The organism is Catellatospora sp. IY07-71 (assembly GCF_018326265.1).
In the GTDB taxonomy this organism is placed as follows: Bacteria; Actinomycetota; Actinomycetes; order Mycobacteriales; family Micromonosporaceae; genus Catellatospora.
Genome location: NZ_AP023360.1, coordinates 747,639 through 774,267 on the forward strand (window position 1 = coordinate 747,639; position 26,629 = coordinate 774,267).

Sequence of the window (26,629 nt, forward strand, 5' to 3'; positions counted from 1 at the left end):
AAACTCCTGGACCGCAGGATTCCGCACATGACACCCTCGGCCCCACCCGCCACAGCGGCCACCGCGCTGCCGGTGCTGCCGAGCGCGCGCGAGGTCGACACGCACTGCCCCTACTGCGCGCTGCAGTGCGGGATGACGCTGCGCGAGCAGCCGGACGGCCGGGTCGAGGTCGCCGCCCGCGACTTCCCCACCAACCGGGGCGGGCTGTGCCAGAAGGGCTGGACCTCGGCCGAACTGCTGGACCACCCCGAGCGGCTGACCACCCCGCTGATCAAGGGCAGGCCCGCGAGCTGGGACGAGGCGTACGACTTCATCGTCGCCGGGATCGAGCGGACGCAGGCCGCGCACGGCCGCGACGCGGTCGCCGTGTTCGGCGGCGGCGGCCTCACCAACGAGAAGGCGTACGCGCTGGGCAAGTTCGCCCGCACCGTGCTGCGCACCGCCAACATCGACTACAACGGCCGCTTCTGCATGAGCTCGGCCGCAGCGGCCGGCAACCGCGCCTTCGGCATCGACCGCGGCCTGCCGTTCCCGATGGCCGACGTCGCGGCCGCGGACACCCTGCTGCTGATCGGCGCGAACGTGGCCGAGACGATGCCGCCGTTCGCGCGCTACCTGACCGAGCAGCGGGCCGGGGGCGGCACCCAGATCGTGGTCGACCCGCGCGCCACGCCCACCGCCCGCGCCGCCACCCTGCACCTGCAGCCCACCCCCGGCACCGATCTCGCGCTGGCTCTCGGCCTGCTGCACATCGTGATCGCCGAAGGGCTGACCGATCCGGTATACCTAGCCGAGCGCACCACCGGGTGGGACGAGGTCCGCCGGACCGCCGCCGGTTACTGGCCCGCCCGGGTGGAGCGGATCACCGGGGTGCCGGTCGCCGATCTTGAGGCCACCGCCCGCGCGCTGGCGAGCGCGGAACGCGCCATCATCCTCACCGCGCGCGGCGCCGAGCAGCACAGCAAGGGCGTCGACACGGTCACCGCGTTCATCAACCTGGCCCTCGCGCTCGGCCTGCCGGGGCGGCCCGGCTCCGGCTACGGCTGCCTCACCGGGCAGGGCAACGGCCAGGGCGGACGCGAGCACGGCCAGAAGAACGACCAGCTCCCCGGGTACCGGAAGATCGACGACCCGGCCGCGCGAGCGCACGTCGCCGCGGTGTGGGGCGTGGACCCCGACAGCCTGCCCGGCGCCGGCCTGTCCGCGTACGAGCTGCTCGATGCGCTGGGACAGCCCGGCGGGCCGAAGGCAATGCTGCTGTTCGGCTCCAACCCGGTGGTCTCCGCGCCCCGCGCCGGGCGGATCACCGAGCGGCTGAAGTCGCTGGACCTGCTGGTCGTGTGCGACTTCGTGCTGAGCGAGACGGCCGCGCTGGCCGACGTGGTGCTGCCGGTGGCCCAGTGGGCCGAGGAGGACGGCACCATGACCAATCTGGAGGGCCGGGTGCTGCGGCGCCGGGCCCTGCGCAAGCCACCGCCAGGGACAGGGACGGATCTGGCGGTGCTGGCCGAGCTGGCCTCCCGGCTCGGCCAAACCGGCGACGGTCGCTCCGGCGCCGGAGGCGTGCGGACCCCGCGGTTCACCGCGGACCCGTACGCCGTCTTCGAGGAGCTGCGGCGTGCCACCGCTGGTGGGGTGGCCGACTACGCCGGCGTCACGTGGGAGCGGGTGGACGCCGAGCAAGGCGTGTTCTGGCCCTGCCCCGCAGCGGACCGGGCAGGCACGCCGCGGCTCTTCGAAGCAGGCTTCCCGACCCCGGACGGCCGTGCCCGCATGATCGCGGTGGAGCACCGGCCGGTGGCCGAGGAGATCGACGCCGCGTACCCGCTCTACCTGACCACGGGACGGGTGCTGGCGCAGTACCAGTCCGGCGCGCAGACCCGGCGCATCGCGGCGCTGCCCGGCGGGCCCTTCGTCGAGCTGCACCCCGACCTGGCCGAGCGGCTGGGCCTGGCCGAGGGCGACCAGGTGCGCGTGATCAGCCGCCGCGGCGAGCTGACCGCGCCCGCCCGGATCGTCGCCACGATCCGCCCCGACACCCTCTTCGCACCCTTCCACTACTCCGGCGCGGGCCGGGCCAACACGCTCACCGGCGACGCGTTGGACCCGATCTCCCGGATGCCGGAGTTCAAGGTCTGTGCCGTACGAATCGAGCCGGTGACGCCATGAATCCAGGTAACACCACGCGACACGGCACTGCCGTGCCGCGCGCCGACCGTCCCCGCACCTCCCCCAACCACGTCGTGATCATCGGGTACGGCATGGCCGGCGCCCGGCTGGCCACGGAGCTGTCCGCCGCGCCGGACGTCGAGGTCACCGTGCTCGGCGCGGAGCCGCACCGGGCCTACAACCGCATCCTGCTGTCCAGCGTCCTGGCCGGGAAGCACGCCGAGGGCGACATCACGCTCACCGAGGCGGCCGGGCACGGTGTGAAGACCCGCACCGGGGTCACCGTGACCGCGATCGACCGGGCCGCCCGCACGGTCACCCTCGACGACGGCGAGCAGCTCGGCTACGACCACCTGGTGCTGGCCACCGGCTCGCAGGCGATCGTGCCGCCCATCCCGGGCCTGGAGACGCCGCACCCGCGCGTCGCCGCGTTCCGGACGCTGGAGGACTGCCGCCGCATCCTGGAGGCCGCCGACGGCGCCCGCTCCGCGCTGGTGCTGGGCGGCGGGCTGCTCGGCCTGGAGGCCGCCCGCGGGCTGGCCGGGCGCGGCCTGGCCGTGGAGGTGGTGCACGGCGTCGGCCACCTGATGGAGCGCCAGCTCGACCCGGGCGCCAGCGCGGTGCTGGTGCGCACGCTCGCCGAGCACGGCGTGGCGGTGCACCTCGCCTCGTCCGCGATCGGGGTGGGCGCGGACGCCGACGGCGTGACGCTGCGCCTGGACGGCCGCAACCTGCGCGCCGACCTGCTGGTGCTGTCCTGCGGCGTGCGCGCGGACACGGCGCTGGCCCGCGCCGCCGGGCTGCGGGTGGAGCGCGGCGTCGTGATCGACGAGACGCTGCGCACCTCCGACCCGCGCATCTCCGCGATCGGCGACTGCGCCCAGTTCGGCGAGGTCGTCGGCGGCCTGGTCGCGCCCGCCTGGGAGCAGGCGAAGGTGCTGGCGGCGCGGCTGACCGGTGCCGAGCCCGAGGCGGTGTACGAGCCGAGCGCCCCGGTGACCCGGCTCAAGGCGTCCGGCATCGACCTGGCCGCCATGGGCACGCTGCAGGCCGACCCGTCCTGCGAGGACGTCAGCTTCGCCGACCCGGCCCGCGGCACGTACGCCCGGCTGCTGATCCGCGGCGACCGGCTGGCGGGCGCGGTGATGCTCGGCGACAACCCGAACGTGGGGCAGGTCATCCAGCTGTTCGACCGCAAGGGCGTGGTGCCGCGCGACCGGCGCGCGCTGCTGCTGGGCCGGGCGCTGGGCGGCGCGGAGGCGCCGGTCGCCACGACCTCGCCCGCGCTCATGCCCGACAACGCCACCGTGTGCCAGTGCAACACGGTCACCAAGGGCGCGCTGGTGCGCTGCTGGCGCGCCGGCGCCCGCACGGTCGACGACGTCGTCGCCCGGACCCGCGCCACCACCGGCTGCGGCAGCTGCAAGGACGCGGTTGACGGCATCGTCGGGTGGCTGTCCAGCTCCGACAGTGTGGGGGTGTCCTGATCATGAGCGAACGCAGTGAGCTCATCATGTTGCTGCCGGTCAGTCATGACGGAGCCGAGCGCAGCGAGGTGACGGCATGACGAAGCGTTTGGTGGTCGCCGGGTACGGCATGGTGGCCCAGCGGTTCCTGGAGGCCTTCGCGGAGCGGGCCGTGGCCGGCTGGTCGGTGACCGTGCTGGCCGAGGAGGACCGGCCCGCCTACGACCGGGTGCGGCTGTCGGCCTGGTTCGACGACTACGACGCGTCGGCGCTGCACCTGGGCGGTGCGCCCGACGGGGTCGCGGTGCGCCTGAACGAGTGCGTCATCGGCATCGACCGCGACCGGAAGGTCGTGCACAGCGCCTCCGGCGAGACGCCGTACGACGCGCTGGTGCTGGCCACCGGCTCGCGGGCGTTCGTGCCGCCGATCGCCGGCGCGGACCTGCCCGGCGTGTTCGTCTACCGCACCCTCGACGACCTGGCGGCGCTGCGCGACTGGGCGGCGGCCGACGGCAAGCGGGTCGGCGCGGTGCTCGGCGGCGGCCTGCTCGGCCTGGAGGCCGCGAACGCGCTCAAGATGCTGGGCATCACCACCCACGTGGTCGAGTTCGCGCCGCGGCTGATGCCGCTGCAGGTGGACGAGGGCGGCGGCGCGGTGCTGCGGCGGCACATCGAGGCGCTCGGCGTCACCGTGCACACCGGCCGCGGCTGCGCGGGCCTGGAGGGCGGCGACGACGGCGTCACCCGGATGCTGTTCAACGACGGCGGCACGCTCGACGTCGACGTGGTCGTGATCGCGGCCGGCATCCGGCCCCGTGACGAGCTGGCCGAGGCGGCCGGGCTGGCCCGCGGCCCGCGCGGCGGCTTCGCGGTCGACGCGTCCTGCGCCACCGCCGACCCGGCGGTGTGGGCGATCGGCGAGTGCGCCGCGCTGTCCGTCGACTCCGGCGACGGCGTCTGCTACGGCCTGGTCGCGCCCGGCTACGCCATGGCCGAGGTGGTCGCCGACCGGCTGAACGGCGGCGACGCGGCGATGACCCGGCCGGACACCTCGACCAAGCTGAAGCTGCTCGGCGTCGACGTGGCCAGCTTCGGCACGCCGTTCGCCGAGGGCCTGGACGTGGTGGTGACCGACCAGGTCACCGGCGTGTACGCCAAGCTGCTGCTCACCGACGACGCGCAGACCCTGCTCGGCGGCATCCTGGTCGGCGACGCCGCGGCGTACCCGACGCTGCGGGCCTCGCTCGGCGGGCCGCTGCCCGCGCCGCCGCTGGCGCTGCTGGCCCCGGCCGGCGAGGGCGGGGTGAAGACCGAGCTGCCGGGCAGCGCGCAGGTCTGCTCCTGCCACGCGGTGACCAAGGACCACGTCACCGACGCCATCGCGGGCGGCTGCACCGACGTGCCCGGCCTGAAGGCGTGCACCAAGGCCGGCACCGGCTGCGGCTCCTGCGTGCCGCTGCTCAAGCAGCTGCTGGCCGCGGGCGGGGTGGCCCAGTCCAAGGCGCTCTGCGAGCACTTCACGTACTCGCGCCAGGAGCTGTTCGACATCATCCGGGTGCGCGGCGTGCGCTCCTTCACCGAGCTGGTGAGCGAGTACGGCACCGGCCGCGGCTGCGACATCTGCAAGCCCGCTATCGCTTCGATCCTGGCCACGACCAACGCCGGCTACATCCTCGACGGCGAGGAGGCGGCCCTGCAGGACACCAACGACCACTTCCTGGCCAACATCCAGCGCGACGGGACGTACTCGGTGGTCCCGCGCATCCCCGGCGGCGAGATCACCCCGGACAAGCTGATCGTGATCGGCGAGGTGGCCCGTGACTTCGGGCTCTACACGAAGATCACCGGTGGGCAGCGCATCGACCTGTTCGGGGCGCGCGTGGAGCAGCTGCCGGAGATCTGGCACCGGCTTGTGGACGCGGGCTTCGAGTCCGGGCACGCGTACGGCAAGGCGCTGCGCACCGTGAAGAGCTGCGTCGGCTCGACCTGGTGCCGCTACGGCGTGCAGGACTCGGTCGGCATGGCCATCGAGCTGGAGCTGCGCTACCGCGGCCTGCGCGCCCCGCACAAGCTCAAGTCGGCGGTCAGCGGCTGCGCCCGCGAGTGCGCCGAGGCCCGCAGCAAGGACTTCGGCATCATCGCCACCGAGAAGGGCTGGAACCTCTACGTCGCCGGCAACGGCGGCTTCCGGCCCCGGCACGCCGACCTGTTCCTCACCGACGTCACCACCGAGGAGCTGATCCGGACCATCGACCGGTTCCTCATGTACTACATCCGCACCGCCGACCGGCTCCAGCGCACCTCCACCTGGCTGGAGGCGATGGACGGCGGCCTGGACCACCTGCGCGAGGTCATCGTCGACGACGCGCTGGGGCTGTGCGAGGAGCTCGACGCGCAGATGGCCCGCCACGTCGGGTCGTACGCCGACGAGTGGCGGGCCACCCTGCAGGACCCGCAGCGCCTCGCTCGTTTCGTCTCGTTCGTCAACGCACCGGGCACGCCCGACCCCGACATCACCTTCGAGGTCGAGCGCGGGCAGAAGATCCCCGCCAAGGGTCCGGTGCCGGTCACCCTGGGAGGTGCCTCATGACCATCGCAATCATGACCGGGACCTGGACGGCGATCTGCGCGTTCGACCGGCTCCAGCCCGAACGCGGCGTCGCCGCCCTGGTCGACGGGGTGCAGATCGCCGTCTTCCGGACCTTCGACGGCGAGCTGTTCGCCATCGGCAACCGCGACCCGATCGCGGGCGCCCAGGTGATGTCGCGCGGCATCGTCGGCACCCGCGGCGACACGCCCACCGTCGCGTCCCCGCTGCACAAGCAGGTGTACGACCTGCGTACCGGGCAGTGCCTGGACGTGGCGGGGGTGGCCGTGCCGACGTACCCGGTGCGCCGCAACGGCGACGTCGTCGAAGTGGGTGTGGATACCCCATGAACAGCGATCGTGCGGCGGGACGGGGCGCGGTGTCATGACGGAGCTGTCCGGCTTCACCGTCGGCGTGACCGCCGACCGGCGGCGTGACGAGCTGGCCGCGCTGCTGGAGCGGCGGGGCGCCCGCGTCGTCATCGCCCCCGCGCTGCGCATCGTCCCGCTGCACGACGACTCCCAGCTCCGCGAGGCGACCCGCCGCTGCCTGGACACCCCGCCGGACGTGGTGGTGGCCAACACCGGCATCGGCATGCGGGGCTGGCTGGAGGCGGCCGAGGGCTGGGGTCTGGCCGACCCGCTGCGCGCGGTGCTCGCCGAGGCGTACATCGTGGCCCGCGGCCCGAAGGCCCGCGGGGCGGTGCGCGCCGCGGGCCTGCACGACCAGTGGTCGCCTGACTCGGAGAGCTGCGACGAATGCCTGGCCCACCTGCTGCGCCGCGGCGTCGGCGGCCGGACGGTCGCCGTCCAGCTGCACGGCGACCAGCAGCCGGAGTTCTGCGCCTCGCTGCGTGCCGCCGGCGCCGACGTCATCGAGGTGCCGGTCTACCGGTGGGCGCCCCCACTGGATCCGGCCCCGCTGCACCGGCTGGTGGACCTGGTCTCGAACCGGCTGGTCGACGCGATCACGTTCACCTCGGCCCCGGCTGTCGGCGCGCTACTGGCCGCCGCCGGGGCGGGCGGTGACGCGGTGCTGGAGGCGATGCGCGCCGACGTCGTCGCCGCCTGTGTCGGCCCGGTCACCGCCGCACCGCTGATCCGTCAGGGCATTCCGGTCATCGCCCCCGCGCGGGCACGATTGGGCGCGCTGGTCCGCGCGATCGTGGACGAGCTGCCCCGGCGCGCGGTCACCCTGCGGGTCGCCGAGCACGAGCTGACCCTGCGCGGCCACGCGGCGATGGTGGACGGTGAGCTGAAACCGCTGGCCCCGGCCCCGATGGCGGTGCTGCGGGCGCTCGCTTCGGTGCCCGGCAAGGTGCGCTCGCGCGCCTCGCTGCTGCCCGCCCTGCCGCGCGGCGCCGACGAGCACGCGGTCGAGATGGCCGTGGCGCGGCTGCGGGCCGGTCTCGGCGATCCCGGATTCGTCCAGACGGTGGTCAAAAGGGGCTACCGGCTGCCGGTGGACTGAAACGGCCCGCCGACGTATGGTCCCCGCGTGATGCGTTTCTGGGGCAAGCTGCTGGCAGCGTCGTTCGGCATGGCGGCGCTGGTCGCGGCCGCCCAGTTCGGTGTCGTGTACGGGCTGAACGCGCTGCGCCTGGACCGCGAGTTCCTCAGCGGCGCCGACAACGAATGGAACCTCCAGCTCACCTGGGCGGCCTGGTTCGCGGCGCTCGCAGTGCTGGCGGGCGCCACCTACGCGGCGAGCCTGGCCGTGGCGCAGAGCGGCCGCAGCCGCATCGGCGCCGGAGTGCGTGCGGTGGGCGGCATCGGCGCCGCCCTGGGCGCGGCGGCGGCCTCGGTGCCGCTGACCCTGCAACCGGCCCGGCTGGCCCGGGTCAACGCCTCGTTCAACCCGGAACTGACCGCCGCGATCGCGGTCGGCGCCGGTCTCGTCGCGGGCCTGCTGGTCACCCTGCTGGTGGTGGGCCGAAAGCCGCTCAGCACCAACCTGTGGGTGTGCACCGGCGGGGTGTGGGTGCTGGCCGCGGCATCCTTCATGGACAGTGCACAGTTCGGCCGCACCCGGGACGCCCTGGCCGAGTACTACGACCCGATGCGGCTCGGCGTGCTCGACCTGAGCGCGCTGGAGCCGATCCCCCGCGCCACCTTCAGCATGCCGGTGCTCGCCCTGCTGGCCGCGCTGGTGTGCGGGCTGGTCGCGCGCCACCAGGGCCGGTCGCGGCTGTGGCTCGCCCTGTCCGGCGCGATCGGGCCGCTGCTGGTCGCGATGGCGTACGTCATCGGCGGCCCCGGCGTCTCCCGCGCCCTCACCGACCAGGCCGACGCCTACCTCGGCGCGATGATCGCCGTCGTGGTCGGCCTGGCCGTCTCCTCCATCATCGCCCTAGCCCCCCGCCGCCCCGGCATCCTCTGACCCACCCCACCCCACCACTGGGTTGATCATGAACTTATGGCCGTGATGGACGGCGTGTCCCTACCCTGCGGCCGTGATCGTTCGGCGGAAGGCAGGACGATCACGGCCGCAGGGTGGCGACACTCCGGTGAACACGTCCATAAGTTCATGATCAACGCAATGGGGCCCGTGCCGCGGGAGGGCGGCGGTCAGCAGGTGGGGGTGGCGGCGCAGATGCGCTGTACGGCCTTACGGGCGAGGTCCTTGGCTGCCGCCGGGTCGGTGTCGAACTCCTGGCCGACCTGCATCCAGGTGAACACGGCGCCCGCCCTGACGAACACCAGCAGGTCCCGCTTGCCGTCCTTGACCAGCATCGATTCGTCACCGGCGAAGCCCGTCGCCAGGATCGTGAAGGTGTGGGTGGTCTGGCCCAGGTCGATCTCGGTGCAGCGCTCGAATCCGGTGCGCTCGTGGGCCATCGCCTGGCGGGCGGACGTCTCCGACTGGTAACCGTTCAGGTACTGCACCGTCTGCGAGCCGCTGGGGGCGGCCAGCACCAGGCGGCGCGCGTTCTTGGCCGACATCTGCTCGGTGGGGCCGCTCGGCTTACGGTCCCACTGGCCGTTGCGTACGCAGTACTCGATGGCGAAGCCGTAGGTCTCGCCGAGGTAGTCGGCACCGAGCGCGCGGTAGCCGGGGCCGAGGTCTGCCGGGGTGAGGAAGGCCGCGTCGGGGATCGCCGTCACGCCCGCCGCCGGGCCGCTCCCGGCAGCCGGGGAGGCGGTGGGCGAAGCAGCGGGCGTGGCGGAGGCCGCCGGGGCGGGCGTTGACGTGCTCGCCCCGGCCTGCGGCTCGGCCGGACCCTGCGCGGAGCAGCCCGAAGCGGCGGCCGCGAGCAGGGCCAGCAGCGTGGCGGCGATCGGCAGACGGTGGTGCGAGGTGGTGCGCATCAAGGACTCCCCGTGAAGTGATCTTTGTCGGATCCGTTGTCGGTCCAAGTCACGCCCGGACCACGGAGGCGGTTGCAGCCGGATCCGGAAATCTGCGGGACGCCGGAACGGGTGTGCCCGCGCGGGGAAACCCGGCGGGCACACGGTTCACGGCGAGGTGATGCTCAGCAGGTCGGCGTCGCGTCGCAGATGCGCTGCGCCGCCTTGGCCGCGACCGCCTTGGCCCGCGCCGCGTCGGTGGTGCCGCCGAGGTTGAGCACGGTGTACGCCGCACCGGTGCGCATGACGACGATCAGGTGCGCCTTGTTGTACCGCACCAGGACCGAGTCGTCGCCGGCGAAGCCGTTGTCGAGGATCTCGAAGGTGTAGGTGCTGGAGCTGTTCACCTTGACGGTGCCGCAGTGCTCGAACCCGGCCCGCTGGCTTGCCACGGAGATCTGCGCGGCCTCGGCCGTACGCATGCCCCAGGTCCACTGGGACACCAGCGCCTTCCCCGGACCGGAGAAGACCTTCTCGCGCGCGTTCTTCGCCGACATCGGCTCCTCGGGACCGGCGCCCTCCGGCTTGCCGTCCCACTGCTTGTTCTTCTCACAGACGGCGAGCGCGAAGCCGTACCCGTCGCCGCCCTCCAGCTCGATCGGCTTGAAGCCGGACCCGAGGTCGGCCGCGGTGAGGAAGGCGGCATCGGGCAGCTCGGACAGGCCCACGGCCGCTGCCGACGGCGACGGGGACGGCGCGGACGCGGGCGATGCGGCCACCGACGAAGCGGCGGACGCGGGCGGGGCCGGCTCGGCCGGACCGCAGGCCGCCGTGGCTCCGACGGCACCGGCCAGCACGAACGCGGCCAGGGCACGCCGGGCGGCGGTGTGGATGGTGTCGACATCGGACGAGCGGAAGAACGTGCTCACTCGAGGCTCCCCGTGAGTGGTGGTGTGGTGTCGACCCACAACCACGAACAACCCCGGAGCGAGGTTGCGCCGATTCCAGAATTTCTTCGAAGCCGTCCCCGGACGCGCCGAGGGGCCGCGCACCGGCGGCCCCTCGGTGATCGAAGCGGCAGGTCAGGCCAGCGGCAGGTACACCTTGCCGCCCGAGGCGACGAACTCGGCCGACTTGTCGGCCATGCCCTGCGCGGCGTACTCCTTCAGCTCCTGGCTGATGCGCATGGAGCAGAACTTCGGCCCGCACATGGAGCAGAAGTGCGCCGTCTTGGCGGCCGGGGCGGGCAGCGTCTCATCGTGATAGGAGCGGGCCGTCTCCGGGTCGAGCGACAGGTTGAACTGGTCCTCCCAGCGGAACTCGAAGCGCGCCTTGGACAGCGCGTCGTCCCACGCCTGCACCCCGGGGTGCCCCTTGGCCAGGTCGGCGGCGTGCGCCGCGATCTTGTACGCGATCACGCCCGCCTTCACGTCGTTCCGGTCCGGCAGGCCCAGGTGCTCCTTGGGCGTGACGTAGCAGAGCATCGCGGTGCCGTACATGGCGATCATCGCGGCGCCGATGGCGCTGGTGATGTGGTCGTACGCGGGCGCGATGTCGGTGGTCAGCGGGCCGAGCGTGTAGAAGGGCGCCTCGTGGCACACCTCCTGCTGCAGGTCCACGTTCTCCTTGATCTTGTGCATGGGCACGTGCCCCGGGCCCTCGATCATCACCTGCACGTCGTGCCGCCAGGCGATCTCGGTCAGCTCGCCGAGCGTGCGCAGCTCCCCGAACTGCGCCTCGTCGTTGGCGTCCGCGATGGAGCCGGGCCGCAGCCCGTCGCCGAGCGAGAACGTGATGTCGTACCTCGCGAAGATCTCGCAGAGCTCCTCGAAGTTGGTGTAGAGGAAGTTCTCCTGGTGCTTGGCCAGGCACCAGGCCGCCATGATGGAGCCGCCGCGCGACACGATGCCGGTGACCCGGTCCGCCGCCAGCGGCACGTAGCGCAGCAGCACCCCGGCGTGCACGGTCATGTAGTCCACGCCCTGCTCGGCCTGCTCGATGATGGTCTCGCGGTAGATCTCCCAGGTGAGCTTGAGCGGGTCGCCCTTCACCTTCTCCAGCGCCTGGTAGATCGGCACGGTGCCGATCGGCACCGGCGAGTTCCGCATGATCGACTCGCGGGTCTCGTGGATGCGCGGCCCGGTGGACAGGTCCATCACCGTGTCGGCGCCCCAGCGGGTGGCCCAGGTCAGCTTCTCCACCTCCTCCGCGACGTCGGAGGTGACCGCCGAGGTGCCGATGTTGGCGTTGACCTTCACCAGGAACGCCTTGCCGATGATCATCGGCTCGATCTCGGGGTGGTTGACGTTGGCGGGCAGCACCGCCCGGCCCGCCGCGATCTCGTCCCGCACCAGCTCGGGGGTGACGCCCTCGCGCAGGGCCACGTACTCCATCTCGGGCGTGACGATCCCGGCGCGGGCGCAGCCGAGCTGGGTCACCGGGGCGCCGTGCACCCGCCGGTCCTCGACCCAGCGCCGGCGCGGCAGGTCGGCGAAGACCCCCGGGCCGGACGTGTCGTAGAGCCGGACCGGGGTGCTGCCGTCGGTCAGGTCGACCTCGGCGAACGGCACCTGGATGTCGGGACGGGACCCCTGCACGTAGACCTTGCGCCTCATGCTGCCTCCTTCTGCTACAGGCGGGGAAAGTGGTTCAGCGGACCGGCTCCGCTGCCGAGCCGCCACTCCTGCGCCGCGATCAGCGCCGAGCGGACGTAGCGGTTCGCGTACGCGATCGAGTCGTCGATCGGGTAGCCGTGGGCCAGCCGGGCCGCGATCGCCGCGGAGAAGGTGCAGCCCGTGCCGTGGTTGTTCGGTGTCTCCACCCGCGGCGAGCGCAGGAAACGCGCCCCGCTGTCGGTCCACACCGCGTCGACGACCTCCGGCCCGCCCGCGTCGCCGCCGGTCACCACCACGCACTTCGGCCCGTGCGAGGCGATCTGCGCGGCCGCGCCCGCCATGTCCGCCGGGGTGGTCACCGGCCAGCCCAGCAGCGCCGACGCCTCCTCGACGTTGGGCGTCACCACCAGGGCGTACGGCAGCAGCCGCTCGATCGCGCTGACCACGCCCAGGCGGCGTCCCGTCGAGGCCGTCAGCACCGGGTCCAGCACCAGCTTCGGCAGCTCGCCGTTGCGCGCCTTGGCCCGCACGGTCGCCGCGATCTCGCCGGTGGCGACCATGCCGACCTTCACCGCCGCGACCGGCAGGTCACTCAGCACCGCGTTGAGCTGCGCGGCGACCACGGTGCCCGGCATCGGGTGGACGTCCGTGATCTCCTTGGTGTTCTGCGAGGTCACCGCGGTGATGACACTCGCGCCGTAGCAGTCCAGCGCGGCGAAGGTCTTCAGATCGGCCTGGATTCCGGCACCGCCGCTGCTGTCCGAACCGGCGATCGTCAATACCACGTTAGGCGTCATGCGATCACTGTTCCGGTTCCCCGGCCCGAACCGTCGCACACGCCGTCCCACCCGGCGCGCAGCCGGGCGTACGCGTCGGCGGGGTCCTCGGCCCGCATCAAGGCGCCCATCACGGCCACGCCCGACGCACCGCTCTCCCGGCACGCCGCGACCTGCTCGGGCCGCTCGATCCCGCCGAGCGCCAGCACCGGGCGGCCCGCGCGGGGGCACAGCCGGCGCAGGCCGATCGGTGCGAGCGCCGGCCCGTAGCCGGGCTTGCTGCGGCTGGCGAAGACGGGCGAGAGCGTCACATAGTCCTCTGTGGACAACGCGGCCAGCTCCGCGGCGTCGTGGCAGGAGCGGCCCAGCAGGTGCGGGCGGCCCAGCGGCGCCACGGCTCCGGCCCGCAGGTGCAGCGCCTCGCCGTCCAGGGTGTCCTGCCCCGCCACGATGAGCAGGCCGCCGACCGGCCTGAGCAGCTCGCGCAGGGCGACGGCGATCCGCAGCCGCTGCCCGCGCGGCAGGTCCTTCTCCCGCAGCAGCACCGCGCGGGCCCCGGCGGACACCGCCGCCGCGACCACGTCCACCAGCGGGCGCAACGCCTGGCGGCGATCGGTCACCACGACGACCCCGGTGGGCGTGTGCCGAGCCGGGCGTGCGGCGTCTGCGCTCACCCGGGACGCGACGCCTTCCGGCATGGTCACGGCGAAGGCCGGGTGGGCGGTCACCATGAGGTGACACCTTCCGGCGTGATGATGGTGAAGGCCGGGTGCGCGGTCACCATGACGCGAGGCCTTCGGGCGCGGTGGAGGCGAGCGCGTGGCGGCGCAGCGGGATCCGCCCGGCCTGGGCGGCGAGCCGTCCCGCGACCACCGCGTGCCGCATCGCGGTGGCCATGGCCACCGGGTCGGCGGCCCGGGTCACCGCGCTGGCCAGCAGCACCGCGTCGCAGCCCAGCTCCATGGCCAGGGCGGCGTCGCTGGCGGTGCCGATGCCCGCGTCGAGGATGACGGGACAGCGCACCGCCTCCCGGATCAGCCGGATGTGGTGCGGATTGGACACGCCCAGGCCCGAGCCGATCGGCGCACCGGCGGGCATCACCGCGGCGCAGCCGAGATCGGCCAGCCGCCGCGCCAGCACCGGGTCGTCGGTGGTGTACGGCAGCACGATGAACCCGTCCCCGACCAGCCGCTCGGCCGCGCGCAGCAGCTCGACCGCGTCCGGCAGCAGGGTACGGTCGTCGCCGATGACCTCCAGCTTGATCCAGTCGGTCTCGAAGGCGTCCCGGGCCAGGTGCGCGGTGCGCACCGCGTCGGCGGCGGTGTAGCAGCCGGCGGTGTTGGGCAGCAGCCGCACCCCGCAGCGCTCCAGCACGTCCAGCAGTCCGGCCGGGGCGTCCGGGTCGATGCGGCGCAGCGCGACGGTGACCAGCTCGGCGCCGCCCGCCAGTAGCGCCTGCTCCAGCGACTGGAGGCTGCTCGCGCCGCCGGTGCCCAGGATCAGCCGGGAGCCGAAGGTGACCCCGCCGAGGTCGAACCGGTCGTCCATCCCGGTCAGCCGCCCTGCGCCGCGGTGAGCACCTCGACCCGGTCGCCCTCGGTCAGCCGGTGCGCGGGCCAGTCGGCACGGCGCACCACCTCGCCGTTGACCGCGACGGCGACGCCACGGCGCGGCACGGCCAGGCCGGCCAGCAGCTCGGCCACCGTCCCGTCCCCATCGGCGGGACGGGGGACGTCGTTCACCAGGACTGTGATCATCGGGCACCTCCGGCGGTCGGTCGTTGCGGCGTGAAGGGTTCCCAGAGCAGGGGCAGGGCACGGCCGTCGACGAGATCGGCCACCGCCTGCGCGGTGTACGGCGCGGCCAGCACGCCGTGCCGGTAGTGCCCGGTCGCGACCAGCAGGTCCGGGCCGAGCCGGCCCACGATCGGGCCGTTGTCGGCGGTGCCGGGCCGGTGCCCGACCGACACTTCGACGAGCGAGTGCTCGGCCAGCTCGGGCACCAGGTCGGTGGCGGCGCGCAGCAGGTCGCGTACGCCCCCGGCGGTGGCGTGCCCGTCTGCCCGCTCCTCGACGGTCGCCCCGACGAGCACCTCGCCGTCCCGGCGCGGCACCAGGTAGACGGGGCGGCCGTCGGCGTACCCCCGGATGACGTGCCGGGGCGCGGCCTGCCCGCGCAGCCGCAGCACCGCGCCCTGCACGGGGCGCACCGGCAGCCCGGCCAGGGCGGCGCTGGCGCAGCCCGCCGCGAGCACCACCGTGCCGTCCAGTCCGGACAGCGAGCGCACCGCCTCCCGGCGCACCGGCACCAGCTCGCGCAGCGCGGCCACCACCCGGCGCGGGTCGACCTGGTGGTCGGACTCGACGAGCACCCCGCGCGCACGCGGGTGCAGCAGCGGCTCCCGCTCGCGCAGCTCGTCGCCGTCCAGGGCGAGCACGTCCGCGCCCAGCTCCCGCTGATAGGTCCACAATCGGCGCAGCTCGGCCAGGTCGTCGGCGGTGAGCCCGACCTGCAGCGTGCCCTCGGTGCGGTGGCCCAGGTCGTGGCCGGTGGCCCCGGCCAGCTCGGCGGCGTACGCGGGCCAGCGCCGCGCGCACTCCAGCAGCAGCTCTGTCAGCTCGCGCTCGCCGAAGTAGGACTCGCCGACCGGGGCGAGCATGCCCGCGGCGACGTGCGACGCGCCGCGGCCGGGATCCGGGTCGTAGACGGTGACGTCGTAGCCGCGCCGCGCGCACTCCCAGGCGATGCTGAGCCCGATGATGCCGCCGCCGATGACGGACACAGGATGCGGTGCCACCGCGGCCTCCTCCCTGCGCCGGCATTACCCGGATCAGGTTCTACGGTCGGGAGCGAGAATCAGCTCCCCTCTCAGCCCGGTTCACCGGGCTCCCGTGGGGTTCGTTTCTGGTGTGGTGCACGTGTTACGCGTGTGTTGCCGTGGGTGACGGCTGTCGGCAGCGTAACCCCGCATGCACCATCGGGCAACCCGCCGCCCACCCACCGCGACGCGCGCCACACCGCACCACCGCGACCCGCGCCGCGCGGCCGAGACCGCAGTTTCGGGGAAAATGTCGCTTCAGGACGTGACGAGGAAGCAGTTTCCCCGAAACTGCACGCCTGCGCCCGAAGCGGAGCCGCCCGCGTGAATGAGCGGAAGGCGGTGGTGTCGGCGTTGCCGGCGTAGCGCTGTCGCCGCAGCGTCCGAGCGGCCGCGGGTGGCGGCGATGGTGCGACCTCCGGGCGGATCGTCAGGCGGCGAAGGCGCGGCGTCCGGCCGGTTCCGTCAAGCCGCGACGGCGGCGAGCAGCTCGGCGATGGCGCGGGCCGGGTCGGCGGCGTCGGAGACCGCGCCGATGACCGCGACCCCGTGTGCGCCCGCGGCTCGCAGCTCGGGCACGCGGGCCGCGGTCACCCCGCCGATCGCGATGATCGGCGTGTCCGGGCACTGGCGGGCCACCGCGCGCAGGCCCTCGGGCCCGATGGACACCGGCAGGCCGTCCTTCGTGGACGTCGCGTAGCAGGGGCCGACGCCGAGGTAGTCGGCGCCGTCGCCCACCGCGCGCAGCGCGGTCGCGGGCAGCCGGGCGGTCGCGCCGAGCACCGCGGCCGGGCCGAGCAGCCGCCGCGCCGCCGACACCGGCAGGTCGTCCGCGCCCACGTGACCGCCGCCCGCGCCCGCCGCCAGGGCCACGTGCAGGCGATCGTTGACCAGCACCGGCACCCCCAGCGGCCGGCACAGCGCGACGAGCTGCCCGGCCAGGTCGTAGGCGACCCGGTCGGTCCACTCGTCGGCGGGCCGGAACTGGATCACGAGGTCCGGCGTGGCGACGCTCAGCGCGGCACGGACGAGCGCGACCGGATCCCGGCCGGGCCTGCTGTCGGTGATCAGATGGAGTCTCCCCAGGGTCATACCCTCACCCTATAGATTGTCGTCGGTGAATGGGCAGGGCCGTCCGTGACATGGCTCCGGCTACCTCGCCTCATCCATATCGCTGATTCTGTGAAACGTCTTTACAGTTAATTTCGAGCGGTATGAGACTCCGCCTCGCGCTCACCGCCCTCCTCCTCGGCGGCACCGTCATCGCCGCCGTCACCCCAGCTCAGGCTGCACCCGCACCGGCTCCGGAGGGCGCCGCTGCGGCGGCCGCCGGATACGTCAAGGTCGGCTACTTCGTACAGTGGGGCATCTACCGCCGCAACTTCCTGGTGAAGAACCTGCACACCTCGGGGATGGCCGCGAAACTGACGCACATCAACTACGCCTTCGGCAACGTCGGCCCCGACGGGCGCTGCTTCGAGGCCAACGAGGCGGGCGTCGGCGACGCCTGGGCCGACTACCAGAAGCGCTTCAAGTCGGGCGAGGCCGTCGACGGCGTCGGCGACGTGGTCACCCAGCCGCTGGCCGGGAACTTCCACCAGCTGCGCAAGCTCAAGGCGATGTACCCGCACCTGCGCATCCACCTGTCGCTGGGCGGCTGGACGTGGTCGAAGTACCTCTCCGACGCGGCGCTCACCCCGGCCTCCCGCCAGGCGATGGTCGCCAGCTGCATCGACCTGTACCTCAAGGGCAACCTGCCCTTCATCGGCACCTCGCCGCACGGCGGCACGGGCAGCGCGTACGGCGTCTTCGACGGCTTCGACCTGGACTGGGAGTGGCCCGCCTCGGAGGGCGAGGTCGGCAACATCGTCCGGCCCGAGGACAAGCAGAACTACACGCTGCTGGCCGCCGAGTTCCGCCGCCAGCTCGACGCGTACGGCACGCAGACCGGCCGGTACTACTCCCTCACCGCGTTCCTGCCCGCCGACCCCGCGAAGATCAACGCGGGCATCGAGACCGCGGCACTGTTCTCCTATCTCGACTTCGCCACCGTGCAGGGGTACGACCTGGTCGGCGCGTGGGACCCGGTGACCGGGCACCAGTCGAACCTCTACACCACCGCGCAGTCGCCGTTCAGCGTCGACCTGGCCGTGGACACGTACCTGGCGCAGGGCGCCCCGGCCAGCAAGATCGTCATCGGCATCCCGTACTACGGCCGCGGCTGGTCCGGCGCGGGCAGCGCGAACAACGGCCTCTACCAGCCCGCCAGCGGCCCGGCGCGCGGCACCTACGAGGACGGCGTCGACGACTACAAGAAGGTGATCGCCAAGCAGGGCACCGTGTACTACGACCCGGTCGCCGGCGCCGCCTGGAAGTTCGGCGGCGGCACGTTCTGGTCGTACGACACCCCGCAGGTGATCGCCCAGAAGACGGCGTACGTCAAGGCCAACGGCCTCGGCGGCACCATGGTCTGGTCCCTCGACGGCGACACCACCACCGGCGAACTCACCACCGCGATCCACAACGGCCTCAGCTGACCCACCCCGCCCCCAAGATCGCGTCGATCTTGCGCGAACTGTTAGGGATATGCCCGGAAGGGGCGTGTCGTCCCCACAGTTCACGCAAGATCGACGCAGGGGCGGGGGGTCAGCGGACGTCCCAGACGGGGGCGGGGGTTTCGAGGACTTCGCCGTCGGACTGGAACAGGAGGAAGCGGTCGAAGGTGCGGGTGAACCAGCGGTCGTGGGTGACGGCGACGACGGTGCCCTCGAAACCCTTCAGGCCTTGCTCAAGGGCTTCGGCGCTGGCGAGGTCGAGGTTGTCGGTGGGCTCGTCGAGCAGGAGCAGGGTGACGCCGCTGAGTTCGAGCAGGAGGACCAGGAAGCGGGCCTGCTGGCCGCCGGAGAGGGTGCCGAAGCGCTGCTCGGCCTGCTTGGCGAGTTCGTAGCGGTCCAGCACCTTGTACGCGGCTTCACGGGCCAGCGACGGGCGGTGCGAGTCGCCGCGCCAGAGGATGTCGATCAGCTCCAGGCCGGCGAGGTCGGGGCGGTCGTGGGTCTGGGAGAAGTGGCCGGGGACGACCCGCGCGCCCAGGCGGGCCACGCCGCTGTGCCGGACGTGGGCGTGCTTCGCGCCGTCGGCCGAGCGGCCCTCCTCGTCGCCGCCGTGCGCCTGCTGCGCCAGCAGCCGCAGGAAGTGCGACTTGCCGGTGCCGTTGGCGCCGAGCACGGCCAGGCGGTCGCCGTACCACAGCTCCAGGTCGAACGGGAAGGTCAGGTCGACCAGCTCCAGCTGCTCGCAGATCACCGCGCGCTTGCCGGTGCGGGCGCCCTTGAGGCGCATCTGGATCTGCTGGTCCTTCGGCGGCAGCGGCGGCGGGCCGGCCTCCTCGAACTTGCGGAGCCGGGTCTGCGCGGCCTGATAACGCGAGGCCAGGCCGTCGTTGTACGCCGCCTTCTGCTTGTACATCAGCATCAGCGTGCGCAGCTTCTCGTGCTCCTCGTCCCAGCGGCGGCGGCGCTCCTCCATGCTGTCGTGCCGGGCCACCCGGGCCTCGTGCCACGACGCGAACGAGCCGACGTGCGTCCAGGCGCTGCCGCCCTCGACCGCGACCACCCGGTCGGCGGTCTGGTTGAGCAGCTCCCGGTCGTGCGAGACGTAGAGGACGGACTTCTTCGACTCGCGCAGCCGCTGCTCCAGCCAGCGCTTGGCGGGCACGTCGAGGAAGTTGTCCGGCTCGTCGAGCAGCAGCACCTCGTCGGTGCCACGCAGCAGCAGCTCCAGCGCGAAGCGTTTCTGCTGGCCACCGGACAGGGTGCGCACCGGGCGGTCCCGGCACTCGTCCCACGGCAGCTCCAGGATGAGCGTGGAGACCGTGTCGAACAGCACCTCGGCCTCGTAGCCGCCGGCTTCGCCGTAGGCCGTCAGCGCCTCGGCGTAGCGCAGCTGCGCCTGCTGCGCGGAACTGCTCAGCCGCCCCCGGGCCTCCGCCTCGCGCATCGCCTGCTCCGCCTTGACCAGGCGCGCCCCCGCCGCCTGCAGCCGCGGCTCCACCAGCGAGAACGCCATCTCGGCCAGGGTCGTCTCGCTGCCGCCGGGGGCGCCGGTCGCCGCGGACGAGCCGAGCATGCCGATGAACTGGCGCATCACGCCCAGGCCGCCGGAGCGGGCGATCGCCCCGGTCGGCACCGGCAGATCGCCGGAGACCATGCGCAGCAGCGTCGTCTTGCCCGCGCCGTTCGGCCCGACCAGCGCCACCTTCGCACCCTCGCCGACCCGGAACGACACATCCGAGAAGAGCACTCGCCCGTCCGGCAGGGTGCAGGCCACCCCGGCCACATCCACGTATCCCACGGGGGCATAGTGCCTGATCAGGCGGGCCGGGGGCGAGTCACTTTCAGCACCCGGAAGCCGGAACCGCTGGCGTGCCGGTCAGCCTGCCAGCCCTGCTCCCCCAGCCACTGCTGGAGCGAGTCCGAGCCCTTGTGCTTGCCCACCACCAGCCAGGCGACGCCGTCCGCGGCGAGCCGGGGCAGCCACCTCAGCAGCAGCGCGTGCAACTCCTCCTTGCCGACCCGGATCGGCGGGTTGGACCAGATCTGCGCGAACTCGACACCGTCGGGCACGCCGTCCGGGTCGGCCACCCGTACCCGGTCCGCGACGTGCAGCCGTTTCGCGTTCTCCGCGGTCAGCTCGCGGGCGCGCGCGTTCACGTCCACCGCCCAGACCTCGGCGCCCGGCGCGCGGGTGGCCAGCACCATGGTGATCGGGCCGTAACCGCAGCCCAGGTCGAGCAGGCTGCCGGTGGTCGCCGCCGCGGGCAGGTCGCCCTTCTTCAGCAGCACGGTCGTGCCGGGATCCAGCCGGGACGCGGAGAAGACGCCGCCGGCCGCCGCCAGCTCGTATTCCTGCCCGCCGATGCTGAAGACGACCTCGCGCGGGCGCGCCGACGCGCCCGGCTCCGCAGTGAAATAGTGCTCGCCCACCCGCACATTCTCCCCCGAACGGTCGGACTCGCCCGCCGCAGGGTTATTGGCGACTGTGTCGTCCATTACGCTGTGCGACATGGCTCACGGCTACGGCGCCGGTTCGGGGGACTGGCCGCCACCTTCCCGTCGTGACCCGCGCGACCGAGACACACCCGGTCCCCACATACCAGGGGACACGGGTGCGGGCAGGCACGGGTCACTACGCGACAGTGCCCATGACTCTGAGTCACCAAGCCGCACCGGATCGCCCGGCGGAGGACGCAGGCGGGCCCCCGAGCCGCCGCAGAACCCCGCCGCGGACCGTTTCAACGGCTTCGTGGAGCGCAAGCCGCTGCGCGAGCACCCGGGCGGTATGCCCGGCCGCTCCGGCGGGCGCGCCGCCCCACCGCCACCCCAGCCGTCGCGCGCGGACGGACCCGGCGCCGACCCGCGCCGCGCGCCCGCGTCACCGCTGGGCTACGACCCGCGCCGCGCCGCCGAGCCGCGCCCCGCCGAACCGCCACGCCGCGGTGCCGTGCCGGGCGAGCCCACCCGCCGGGGTGCCGTGCCCGGTGAGCCGCCAGGCGCCCGCAACGGCGCGCTGGCGCGCCCGCGGGGCGTGGAGGACCCGCCGCCCACGGCCTACCGCGCCGCGCCGCCCAACGTCCCGCCGACGCCGCCCCGGCGCGGCGGCGCCGACCCGCGCCAGCGCTCCGCCCCGCCCGCCACTCCGGTCTCCCCGGGCGTCATGCCCGGCGGCGCGGCACCGGGCGGCCGCCCCGGCACCATGCCGCGTACCGTCCCGGCGAATCCCGGCGCGCCGGTCCGGGTCGTGCCGCCGCCGCCGACCCGCCCGACGGTGACCCCGCCGCCCGCGCCGCCCCGGCAGACCGGGCCGCGCCCCGCCGCGGCCAGCGGCCTGGCCGCCGCCGGGCTGCAGCGGCTCGCGGTCAACCCGAACCTGTCCAGCCGGTGGAAGAAGGCGCTGAGCGTGCTCGGCGTCGTCGCGGTGCTGGCCGTCTGCGCGGTCGGCTCGTTCCTGATGGTGCTGGACGAGAAGAAGGGCAACCAGGCGCAGGCGAACAGCTCGCCGCCGCCCACCGCGACCCCGGTCGACATCACGTCGCGCGAGGTCGACCCGAAGCCGCTCACCGCGGCGGAGGTCTTCCCCGGCACGCAGATCGTCATCGACCCGAACAAGCCGACCGAGGTCTACACCGTCATCAAGCCGCAGGTGCTCACCGACTGCCGGGCGGCGGCCAGCGGCGAGATCACCAAGCTGATCACGACCCTCGGCTGCAGCCAGGTGGTCCGCGGCACCATGAAGTCGCCGAACGGCGCCTACCTGGTCACCGGCGGCATCGTGAACCTGGACACGGTGGCCAGCGCGGAGAAGGCGTACGAGGCGATCAAGCCGATCGTCGACGACGGCAAGGGCCGCTTCCTCGGGTACGCGCCGGACCGGCAGGCCAAGAAGAGCATCACCAAGCCGCTGGCCCTGGCCTCCACCCACGCGGGCTGGAACATCAAGGGCCACTACCTGGTGTACTGCGTCATCGCCCGCTCCGACGGCCAGGAGATCGCGGTCGGCGACCCGTTCGCCAAGCAGATCCTCTACGACGTGATCGAGTTCTACCTGCGCGGCAAGGTCCTCGAGGACCGCGCCACGGACCCGATCGCCCCCAGCGCCTCCCCCGCCCCCGAAGCCTCCTGAAAAGGAAGGGCACCTTCGTCGGCTCGCGTCAGCGAGACGAGCAGCAGCTCTGCTCGTTTTCCGATGTAGAAGGTGCCCTTCCTAACGCTTCAGGCCTCGCGGGCGGCTCGGGCCAGGCCGGCGGGTACGCCGCGCAGGTTGCGGGTCTGGTCGGCACGGGCCGCGAACTCCGCCTCGTCCGGGTAGCCGACGGCGACCAGGTTCAGGCCGTGCGGCGGGGCCACCACCACGTCGCTGGAGCGCTCGTGGCGGGTCAGCAGCGAGGCCGGCCAGTCCGGCTCGCGCCGCCCGTCCCCGGCCGACAGCATCGCCCCCACCAGGCTGCGCACCATCGCCTGGCAGAACGCGTCCGCCTGCACGGTGGCGACCAGCGTGCCGTCCGGCTCCCGCCGCCAGGACATCGCGGTGATGTGCCGGATCGTGGTCGCGTGCTCCTTACGCTTGCAGAACGCGGCGAAGTCGTGCTCCCCGCACAGCCCGGCCGCGGCCGCGTTCATCCGCTCCAGGTCGAGCGGGCGCAGCCAGTGCAGGGTGTCCCGGCGGCGCAGCGGGTCCGGGCCCGGCTCGGCGTCGCACACGCGGTACTCGTAGCGCCGCCACAGCGCCGAGAAGCGGGCGTCGAAGGTCTCCGGCACGGCATGGGCGCGCCAGACCCGTACGTCGCCCGGCAGCAGGCCCGCCAGGCGGCGCACCAGCGTGGGCCCCAGCGCCGCCCAGCGCTCGACGGGCAGGTCCACGTGGCACACCTGGCCGATCGCGTGTACGCCGGCGTCGGTGCGCCCGGCCACGGTCAGCCCGGTCGGGTTGCCGGGCCCGCACACCCGCTCCAGCTCGGCCAGCAGCACACCGGCCACGGTGCGGCGGCCCGGCTGGGCGGCCCAGCCGGAGAAGTCGGTGCCGTCGTAGCCGACGTCTAGGCGTACCCGGACCATCTGCTCTTCCCTCCTAAAGCTCGAAGCTCCGCCCGCGCTGTCGGACAGCGCGGGCGGAGCTTCGGTCACTGCTGAGCGGACGGCCGTCAGGCCTTGTCCGCGGCCTCGTCAGCCTCGGTCTCGCCCGACAGGACGGCGACCTTGTCCTCCTGGGCGGCCTTCTTGGCCTGGGCCTTGGCAGCCTTCGCCGGCGCCGCGGGCGCCGCCACCTCGAGCTCCTCGACCAGCTCGATGATCGCCATCGGAGCGGCGTCACCCTTGCGCGGTCCGGTCTTCACGATGCGGGTGTAACCACCGTTGCGGTTCGCGAAGCGCGGGGCGATCTGCTCGAAGAGGGCCACGAAGGTGTCCTTCTCGCTGATCGTCTTGCGCACCTCACGGCGGGCCTGCAGGTCGTCCCGCTTGGCCTTGGTGATGAGCCGCTCGGCCAGCGGGCGCAGCCGCTTGGCCTTGGTCTCGGTGGTGGTGATGCGACCGTGCTTGAACAGCGACGTGGCCAGGTTGGCCAGGATCAGCTGCTCGTGCGCGGGGCTGCCCCCGAGGCGGGGACCCTTGGTGGGCGTGGGCATTGGTGCTCCTAGTTGTCTTACCGAGCTGCCGAGGCAGGTTCGGTTACAGCTGCTCGGTCTCGCGGTAATCGTCAGTGTCGTAGTCGGCGTCGCCGTAGGAGTCCACGACATGCGCCGGGTCGAAGTTCGGAGCCGAGTCCTTCAGCCCCAGACCCATCCCGGCGAGCTTCATCTTCACCTCGTCGATGGACTTCTGCCCGAAATTCCTTATGTCGAGCAGGTCCGCCTCGGTGCGCCCGATGAGCTCACCGACGGAGTTGATGCCCTCGCGCTTGAGGCAGTTGTACGAGCGGACGGTGAGGTCCAGCTCCTCGATCGGCAGCGCCAGGTCGGCAGCGAGCTGCGCGTCCTGCGGCGACGGGCCGATGTCGATGCCCTCGGCGGTCTCGTCCAGCTCCCGGCACAGGCCGAACAGCTCCACCAGGGTGGAACCGGCCGACGCCAGCGCGGTCCGCGGCGAGATCGACGACTTGGACTCGACGTCGATGATCAGACGGTCGAAGTCGGTGCGCTGCTCGACACGGGTCGCCTCGACGCGGTACGTCACCTTGAGCACCGGCGAGTAGATCGAGTCGACCGGGATCCGGCCGATCTCGGCGCCGGCGTTCTTGTTCTGCGCCGCGGTGACGTAGCCCCGGCCCCGCTCGACGGTCAGCTCCATGTCGAGCCGGCCCTTGCCGTTCAGGGTCGCGAGCTTCAGGTCCGGGTTGTGCACCGAGACACCGGCCGGGGGCTGGATGTCACCGGCGGTCACGTCGCCAGGGCCCTGCTTGCGCAGGTACATGCTGACCGGCTCGTCGTGCTCCGACGAGACGCACAGGTCCTTGACGTTCATGACCAGCTCGACCACGTCCTCCTTGACACCGGGGATCGTGGTGAACTCGTGCAGCACACCGTCGATCTTGATGCTCGTGACGGCCGCGCCCGGGATCGAGCTGAGCAGCGTACGACGCAGCGAGTTGCCGAGGGTGTAGCCGAACCCGGGCTCGAGCGGCTCGATGGTGAACCGGGAGCGGGTCTCGTTGATCGACTCTTCGGTCAGAGTCGGCCGCTGAGAGATAAGCACAGGTGAACTCCTATACGTTGGGCGCCCACTATTTGACGCCACGCGTAATGGCGGCCGGTACGGCATGACGCCGTACCGGCCAGAGCACTACTACTTGGAGTAGAGCTCGACGATCAGCTGCTCCTGGACCTGGGTGTCGATCACCTGGCGGGCCGGAAGCGAGTGAACGAGAACCTTGAACTGGCTGGGGATGACCTCCAGCCACGCCGGAACCGAGCGGGAGCCGGCCTCGGCCTGCGCGACCACGAACGGGGTCAGCTGGCGGGACTTGTCCCGCACCTCGACGATGTCGTGCTCGGTGACGCGGTACGACGGGATGTCGACCTTCTTGCCGTTCACCAGGAAGTGACCGTGCTTCACGACCTGACGGGCGTGGTCACGGGACTTGGCCAGGCCGGCCCGGTAGACGACGTTGTCCAGGCGCGACTCGAGGATCTGCAGCAGAACCTCACCCGTCTTGCCGGACTTGCGGTTGGCCTCTTCGTAGTAGCCGCGGAACTGCTTCTCCAGCACGCCGTAGATGCGGCGGGCCTTCTGCTTCTCACGAAGCTGCAGCAGGTACTCGGACTCCTTGGTGCGACCGCGGCCGTGCTGGCCGGGCGGGAAGGGGCGCGACTCGAACGGGCACTTCGGCCCATCGCACTTGCTGCCCTTGAGGAACAGCTTGACCTTCTCGCGACGGCAACGGCGGCAGTCGGCGCCGGTGTAACGAGCCATGTTTCTCTATCTCCCCTTAGACCCGGCGACGCTTGGGCGGACGGCATCCGTTGTGCGGCTGCGGCGTGACGTCGGAGATCTGCCCGACCTCGAGACCGGCGGCGGTCAGCGAACGGATGGCGGTCTCACGGCCAGAGCCCGGACCCTTGACGAACACGTCGACCTTGCGCATGCCGTGCTCCATCGCCCGGCGAGCGGCGGCCTCGGCGGCCAGCTGCGCGGCGAACGGGGTCGACTTGCGCGAGCCCTTGAAGCCGACCTGGCCGGCGGAGGCCCACGAGATCACAGCACCGGTCGGGTCCGTGATGGACACGATGGTGTTGTTGAACGTGCTCTTGATGTGCGCCTGCCCGTGGGAGACGTTCTTGCGTTCCTTACGCCGGACCTTCTTGACGGCGGCCCCGGCGCGTGCCTTGGGTGGCATATTCTTGTGCGCTCCTTCTCGATGCGGTTGCTACAGCGCTTTACTTCTTGCCGGGCTTCTTCTTGCCGGCCACGGTCCGCTTCGGGCCCTTGCGGGTACGAGCGTTCGTGCGGGTGCGCTGCCCACGGACGGGCAGGCCCTTGCGGTGCCGGATGCCCTCGTAGCAACCGATCTCCACCTTGCGGCGGATGTCAGCGGCGACCTCGCGGCGCAGGTCGCCTTCAACCTTGAAGTTCGCTTCGATGTAGTCACGAAGCTGGACGACCTCTTCGTCGGTGAGGTCCTTGGCCCGCTTGTTCGGGTCGAGACCCGTCGCGGTGCACAGCTCAACCGACCGGGTGCGGCCGATGCCGTAGATGTAGGTAAGCGCGATCTCCAGCCGCTTCTCGCGGGGAAGATCCACGCCGACGAGACGTGCCATGTGCGGGCTGCTCCTCGTAGCTTGGCGGAGGTCTGCGCCCGATCCATCCCCCACCTGCCCGGGTGGGGCCCCGGCCTCCGACCGGGGGTTGATCCGCAGAG

25 protein-coding genes and 1 riboswitch are annotated in these 26,629 nt (G+C 72.6%); of the genes, 8 read left to right on the forward strand and 17 right to left on the reverse strand.

Features of this window, described 5'->3' with window-relative positions; genetic code table 11:
* The first annotated feature begins 27 nt into the window (after positions 1 to 27).
* The 6 genes from CS0771_RS03335 (at position 28) to CS0771_RS03360 (ending at position 8,601) form a co-directional block, all read left to right on the forward strand.
* Positions 28 to 2,169 carry a molybdopterin oxidoreductase family protein gene (locus CS0771_RS03335; RefSeq protein ID WP_212839737.1) on the forward strand — a complete coding sequence of 714 codons (2,142 nt, stop codon included), beginning with the start codon at positions 28 to 30 and terminating at the stop codon, positions 2,167 to 2,169.
* Positions 2,166 to 3,656, forward strand: a complete 1,491-nt coding sequence (locus tag CS0771_RS03340; RefSeq protein WP_212839738.1) for an FAD-dependent oxidoreductase — start codon at positions 2,166 to 2,168, stop codon at positions 3,654 to 3,656. The genes CS0771_RS03335 and CS0771_RS03340 overlap by 4 nt, the downstream gene beginning before the upstream one ends.
* A 76-nt stretch (positions 3,657 to 3,732) precedes the next feature.
* Positions 3,733 to 6,225, forward strand: coding sequence for a nitrite reductase large subunit NirB (nirB, locus tag CS0771_RS03345; RefSeq protein WP_212839739.1), 2,493 nt, complete (start codon positions 3,733 to 3,735; stop codon positions 6,223 to 6,225).
* Entirely contained in the window at positions 6,222 to 6,572 is a 351-nt protein-coding gene (gene nirD / locus CS0771_RS03350) for a nitrite reductase small subunit NirD (RefSeq protein ID WP_371821343.1), read from the forward strand. Before nirB ends, nirD begins: the two co-directional genes overlap by 4 nt.
* Positions 6,573 to 6,606: 34 nt before the next feature.
* The gene (locus CS0771_RS03355; RefSeq protein ID WP_212839740.1) at positions 6,607 to 7,692 is read left to right on the forward strand and encodes a uroporphyrinogen-III synthase; all 1,086 of its coding nucleotides are present in this window, start codon (positions 6,607 to 6,609) and stop codon (positions 7,690 to 7,692) included.
* A gap of 27 nt (positions 7,693 to 7,719) precedes the next feature.
* Positions 7,720 to 8,601, forward strand: a complete 882-nt coding sequence (locus CS0771_RS03360; RefSeq protein ID WP_212839741.1) for a hypothetical protein — start codon at positions 7,720 to 7,722, stop codon at positions 8,599 to 8,601.
* A 188-nt stretch (positions 8,602 to 8,789) separates the two neighbouring features.
* On the opposite strand, the gene CS0771_RS03365 is transcribed toward CS0771_RS03360, so the two are convergent.
* The 9 genes from CS0771_RS03365 to thiE form a co-directional block, all read right to left on the reverse strand.
* Positions 8,790 to 9,530 carry a hypothetical protein gene (locus CS0771_RS03365; protein ID WP_212839742.1) on the reverse strand — a complete coding sequence of 247 codons (741 nt, stop codon included), beginning with the start codon at positions 9,528 to 9,530 and terminating at the stop codon, positions 8,790 to 8,792.
* A 164-nt stretch (positions 9,531 to 9,694) separates the two neighbouring features.
* Positions 9,695 to 10,438: a hypothetical protein gene (locus CS0771_RS03370; RefSeq protein WP_212839743.1), complete on the reverse strand. Its 744-nt coding sequence runs from the start codon at positions 10,436 to 10,438 to the stop codon at positions 9,695 to 9,697.
* Between the two features lie 153 nt (positions 10,439 to 10,591).
* Complete coding sequence (gene thiC / locus CS0771_RS03375) at positions 10,592 to 12,124, reverse strand: phosphomethylpyrimidine synthase ThiC (RefSeq protein WP_212839744.1); 1,533 nt, start codon at positions 12,122 to 12,124, stop codon at positions 10,592 to 10,594.
* Positions 12,125 to 12,138: 14 nt separating this feature from the next.
* The gene (gene thiD / locus CS0771_RS03380) at positions 12,139 to 12,921 is read right to left on the reverse strand and encodes a bifunctional hydroxymethylpyrimidine kinase/phosphomethylpyrimidine kinase (protein ID WP_212839745.1); all 783 of its coding nucleotides are present in this window, start codon (positions 12,919 to 12,921) and stop codon (positions 12,139 to 12,141) included.
* Complete coding sequence (locus CS0771_RS03385; protein ID WP_212845594.1) at positions 12,918 to 13,598, reverse strand: thiamine phosphate synthase; 681 nt, start codon at positions 13,596 to 13,598, stop codon at positions 12,918 to 12,920. The genes thiD and CS0771_RS03385 overlap by 4 nt, the downstream gene beginning before the upstream one ends.
* 79 nt (positions 13,599 to 13,677) lie before the next feature.
* Positions 13,678 to 14,448: a thiazole synthase gene (locus CS0771_RS03390; RefSeq protein WP_212839746.1), complete on the reverse strand. Its 771-nt coding sequence runs from the start codon at positions 14,446 to 14,448 to the stop codon at positions 13,678 to 13,680.
* A 5-nt stretch (positions 14,449 to 14,453) separates the two neighbouring features.
* Complete coding sequence (gene thiS / locus CS0771_RS03395; RefSeq protein WP_212839747.1) at positions 14,454 to 14,657, reverse strand: sulfur carrier protein ThiS; 204 nt, start codon at positions 14,655 to 14,657, stop codon at positions 14,454 to 14,456.
* A complete protein-coding gene (gene thiO / locus CS0771_RS03400) occupies positions 14,654 to 15,697 on the reverse strand; it encodes a glycine oxidase ThiO (RefSeq protein WP_244870580.1) in 1,044 nt (347 codons plus the stop codon). Before thiO ends, thiS begins: the two co-directional genes overlap by 4 nt.
* Positions 15,691 to 15,803, reverse strand: a riboswitch (TPP riboswitch). Its footprint overlaps the gene before it by 7 nt.
* 380 nt (positions 15,804 to 16,183) lie before the next feature.
* Complete coding sequence (gene thiE, locus CS0771_RS03405) at positions 16,184 to 16,810, reverse strand: thiamine phosphate synthase (RefSeq protein WP_212839748.1); 627 nt, start codon at positions 16,808 to 16,810, stop codon at positions 16,184 to 16,186.
* Between the two features lie 122 nt (positions 16,811 to 16,932).
* Here thiE and CS0771_RS03410 point away from each other — a divergent pair, with 122 nt between their 5' ends.
* Positions 16,933 to 18,255, forward strand: coding sequence for a glycoside hydrolase family 18 protein (locus tag CS0771_RS03410; RefSeq protein WP_212839749.1), 1,323 nt, complete (start codon positions 16,933 to 16,935; stop codon positions 18,253 to 18,255).
* 109 nt (positions 18,256 to 18,364) lie between these two features.
* On the opposite strand, the gene CS0771_RS03415 is transcribed toward CS0771_RS03410, so the two are convergent.
* Positions 18,365 to 20,071: an ABC-F family ATP-binding cassette domain-containing protein gene (locus tag CS0771_RS03415; protein ID WP_212839750.1), complete on the reverse strand. Its 1,707-nt coding sequence runs from the start codon at positions 20,069 to 20,071 to the stop codon at positions 18,365 to 18,367.
* A 17-nt stretch (positions 20,072 to 20,088) separates the two neighbouring features.
* A complete protein-coding gene (locus CS0771_RS03420) occupies positions 20,089 to 20,769 on the reverse strand; it encodes a class I SAM-dependent methyltransferase (RefSeq protein WP_212845596.1) in 681 nt (226 codons plus the stop codon).
* 253 nt (positions 20,770 to 21,022) lie between these two features.
* On the opposite strand from CS0771_RS03420, the gene CS0771_RS03425 reads away from it, so the two are divergent.
* The gene (locus tag CS0771_RS03425; RefSeq protein WP_212839751.1) at positions 21,023 to 22,399 is read left to right on the forward strand and encodes a hypothetical protein; all 1,377 of its coding nucleotides are present in this window, start codon (positions 21,023 to 21,025) and stop codon (positions 22,397 to 22,399) included.
* An 89-nt stretch (positions 22,400 to 22,488) separates the two neighbouring features.
* On the opposite strand, the gene truA is transcribed toward CS0771_RS03425, so the two are convergent.
* The 6 genes from truA to rpsM form a co-directional block, all read right to left on the reverse strand.
* The gene (truA, locus tag CS0771_RS03430; protein WP_212839752.1) at positions 22,489 to 23,331 is read right to left on the reverse strand and encodes a tRNA pseudouridine(38-40) synthase TruA; all 843 of its coding nucleotides are present in this window, start codon (positions 23,329 to 23,331) and stop codon (positions 22,489 to 22,491) included.
* 86 nt (positions 23,332 to 23,417) lie between these two features.
* Positions 23,418 to 23,900: a 50S ribosomal protein L17 gene (rplQ, locus tag CS0771_RS03435; RefSeq protein WP_203741678.1), complete on the reverse strand. Its 483-nt coding sequence runs from the start codon at positions 23,898 to 23,900 to the stop codon at positions 23,418 to 23,420.
* Between the two features lie 43 nt (positions 23,901 to 23,943).
* Entirely contained in the window at positions 23,944 to 24,966 is a 1,023-nt protein-coding gene (locus tag CS0771_RS03440; protein ID WP_203741680.1) for a DNA-directed RNA polymerase subunit alpha, read from the reverse strand.
* Between the two features lie 90 nt (positions 24,967 to 25,056).
* Positions 25,057 to 25,683, reverse strand: a complete 627-nt coding sequence (gene rpsD, locus CS0771_RS03445; protein ID WP_203741686.1) for a 30S ribosomal protein S4 — start codon at positions 25,681 to 25,683, stop codon at positions 25,057 to 25,059.
* Positions 25,684 to 25,699: 16 nt separating this feature from the next.
* Entirely contained in the window at positions 25,700 to 26,107 is a 408-nt protein-coding gene (gene rpsK / locus CS0771_RS03450; protein WP_120317122.1) for a 30S ribosomal protein S11, read from the reverse strand.
* A 40-nt stretch (positions 26,108 to 26,147) separates the two neighbouring features.
* Entirely contained in the window at positions 26,148 to 26,528 is a 381-nt protein-coding gene (rpsM, locus tag CS0771_RS03455) for a 30S ribosomal protein S13 (protein WP_203741688.1), read from the reverse strand.
* Positions 26,529 to 26,629 lie beyond the last annotated feature (101 nt).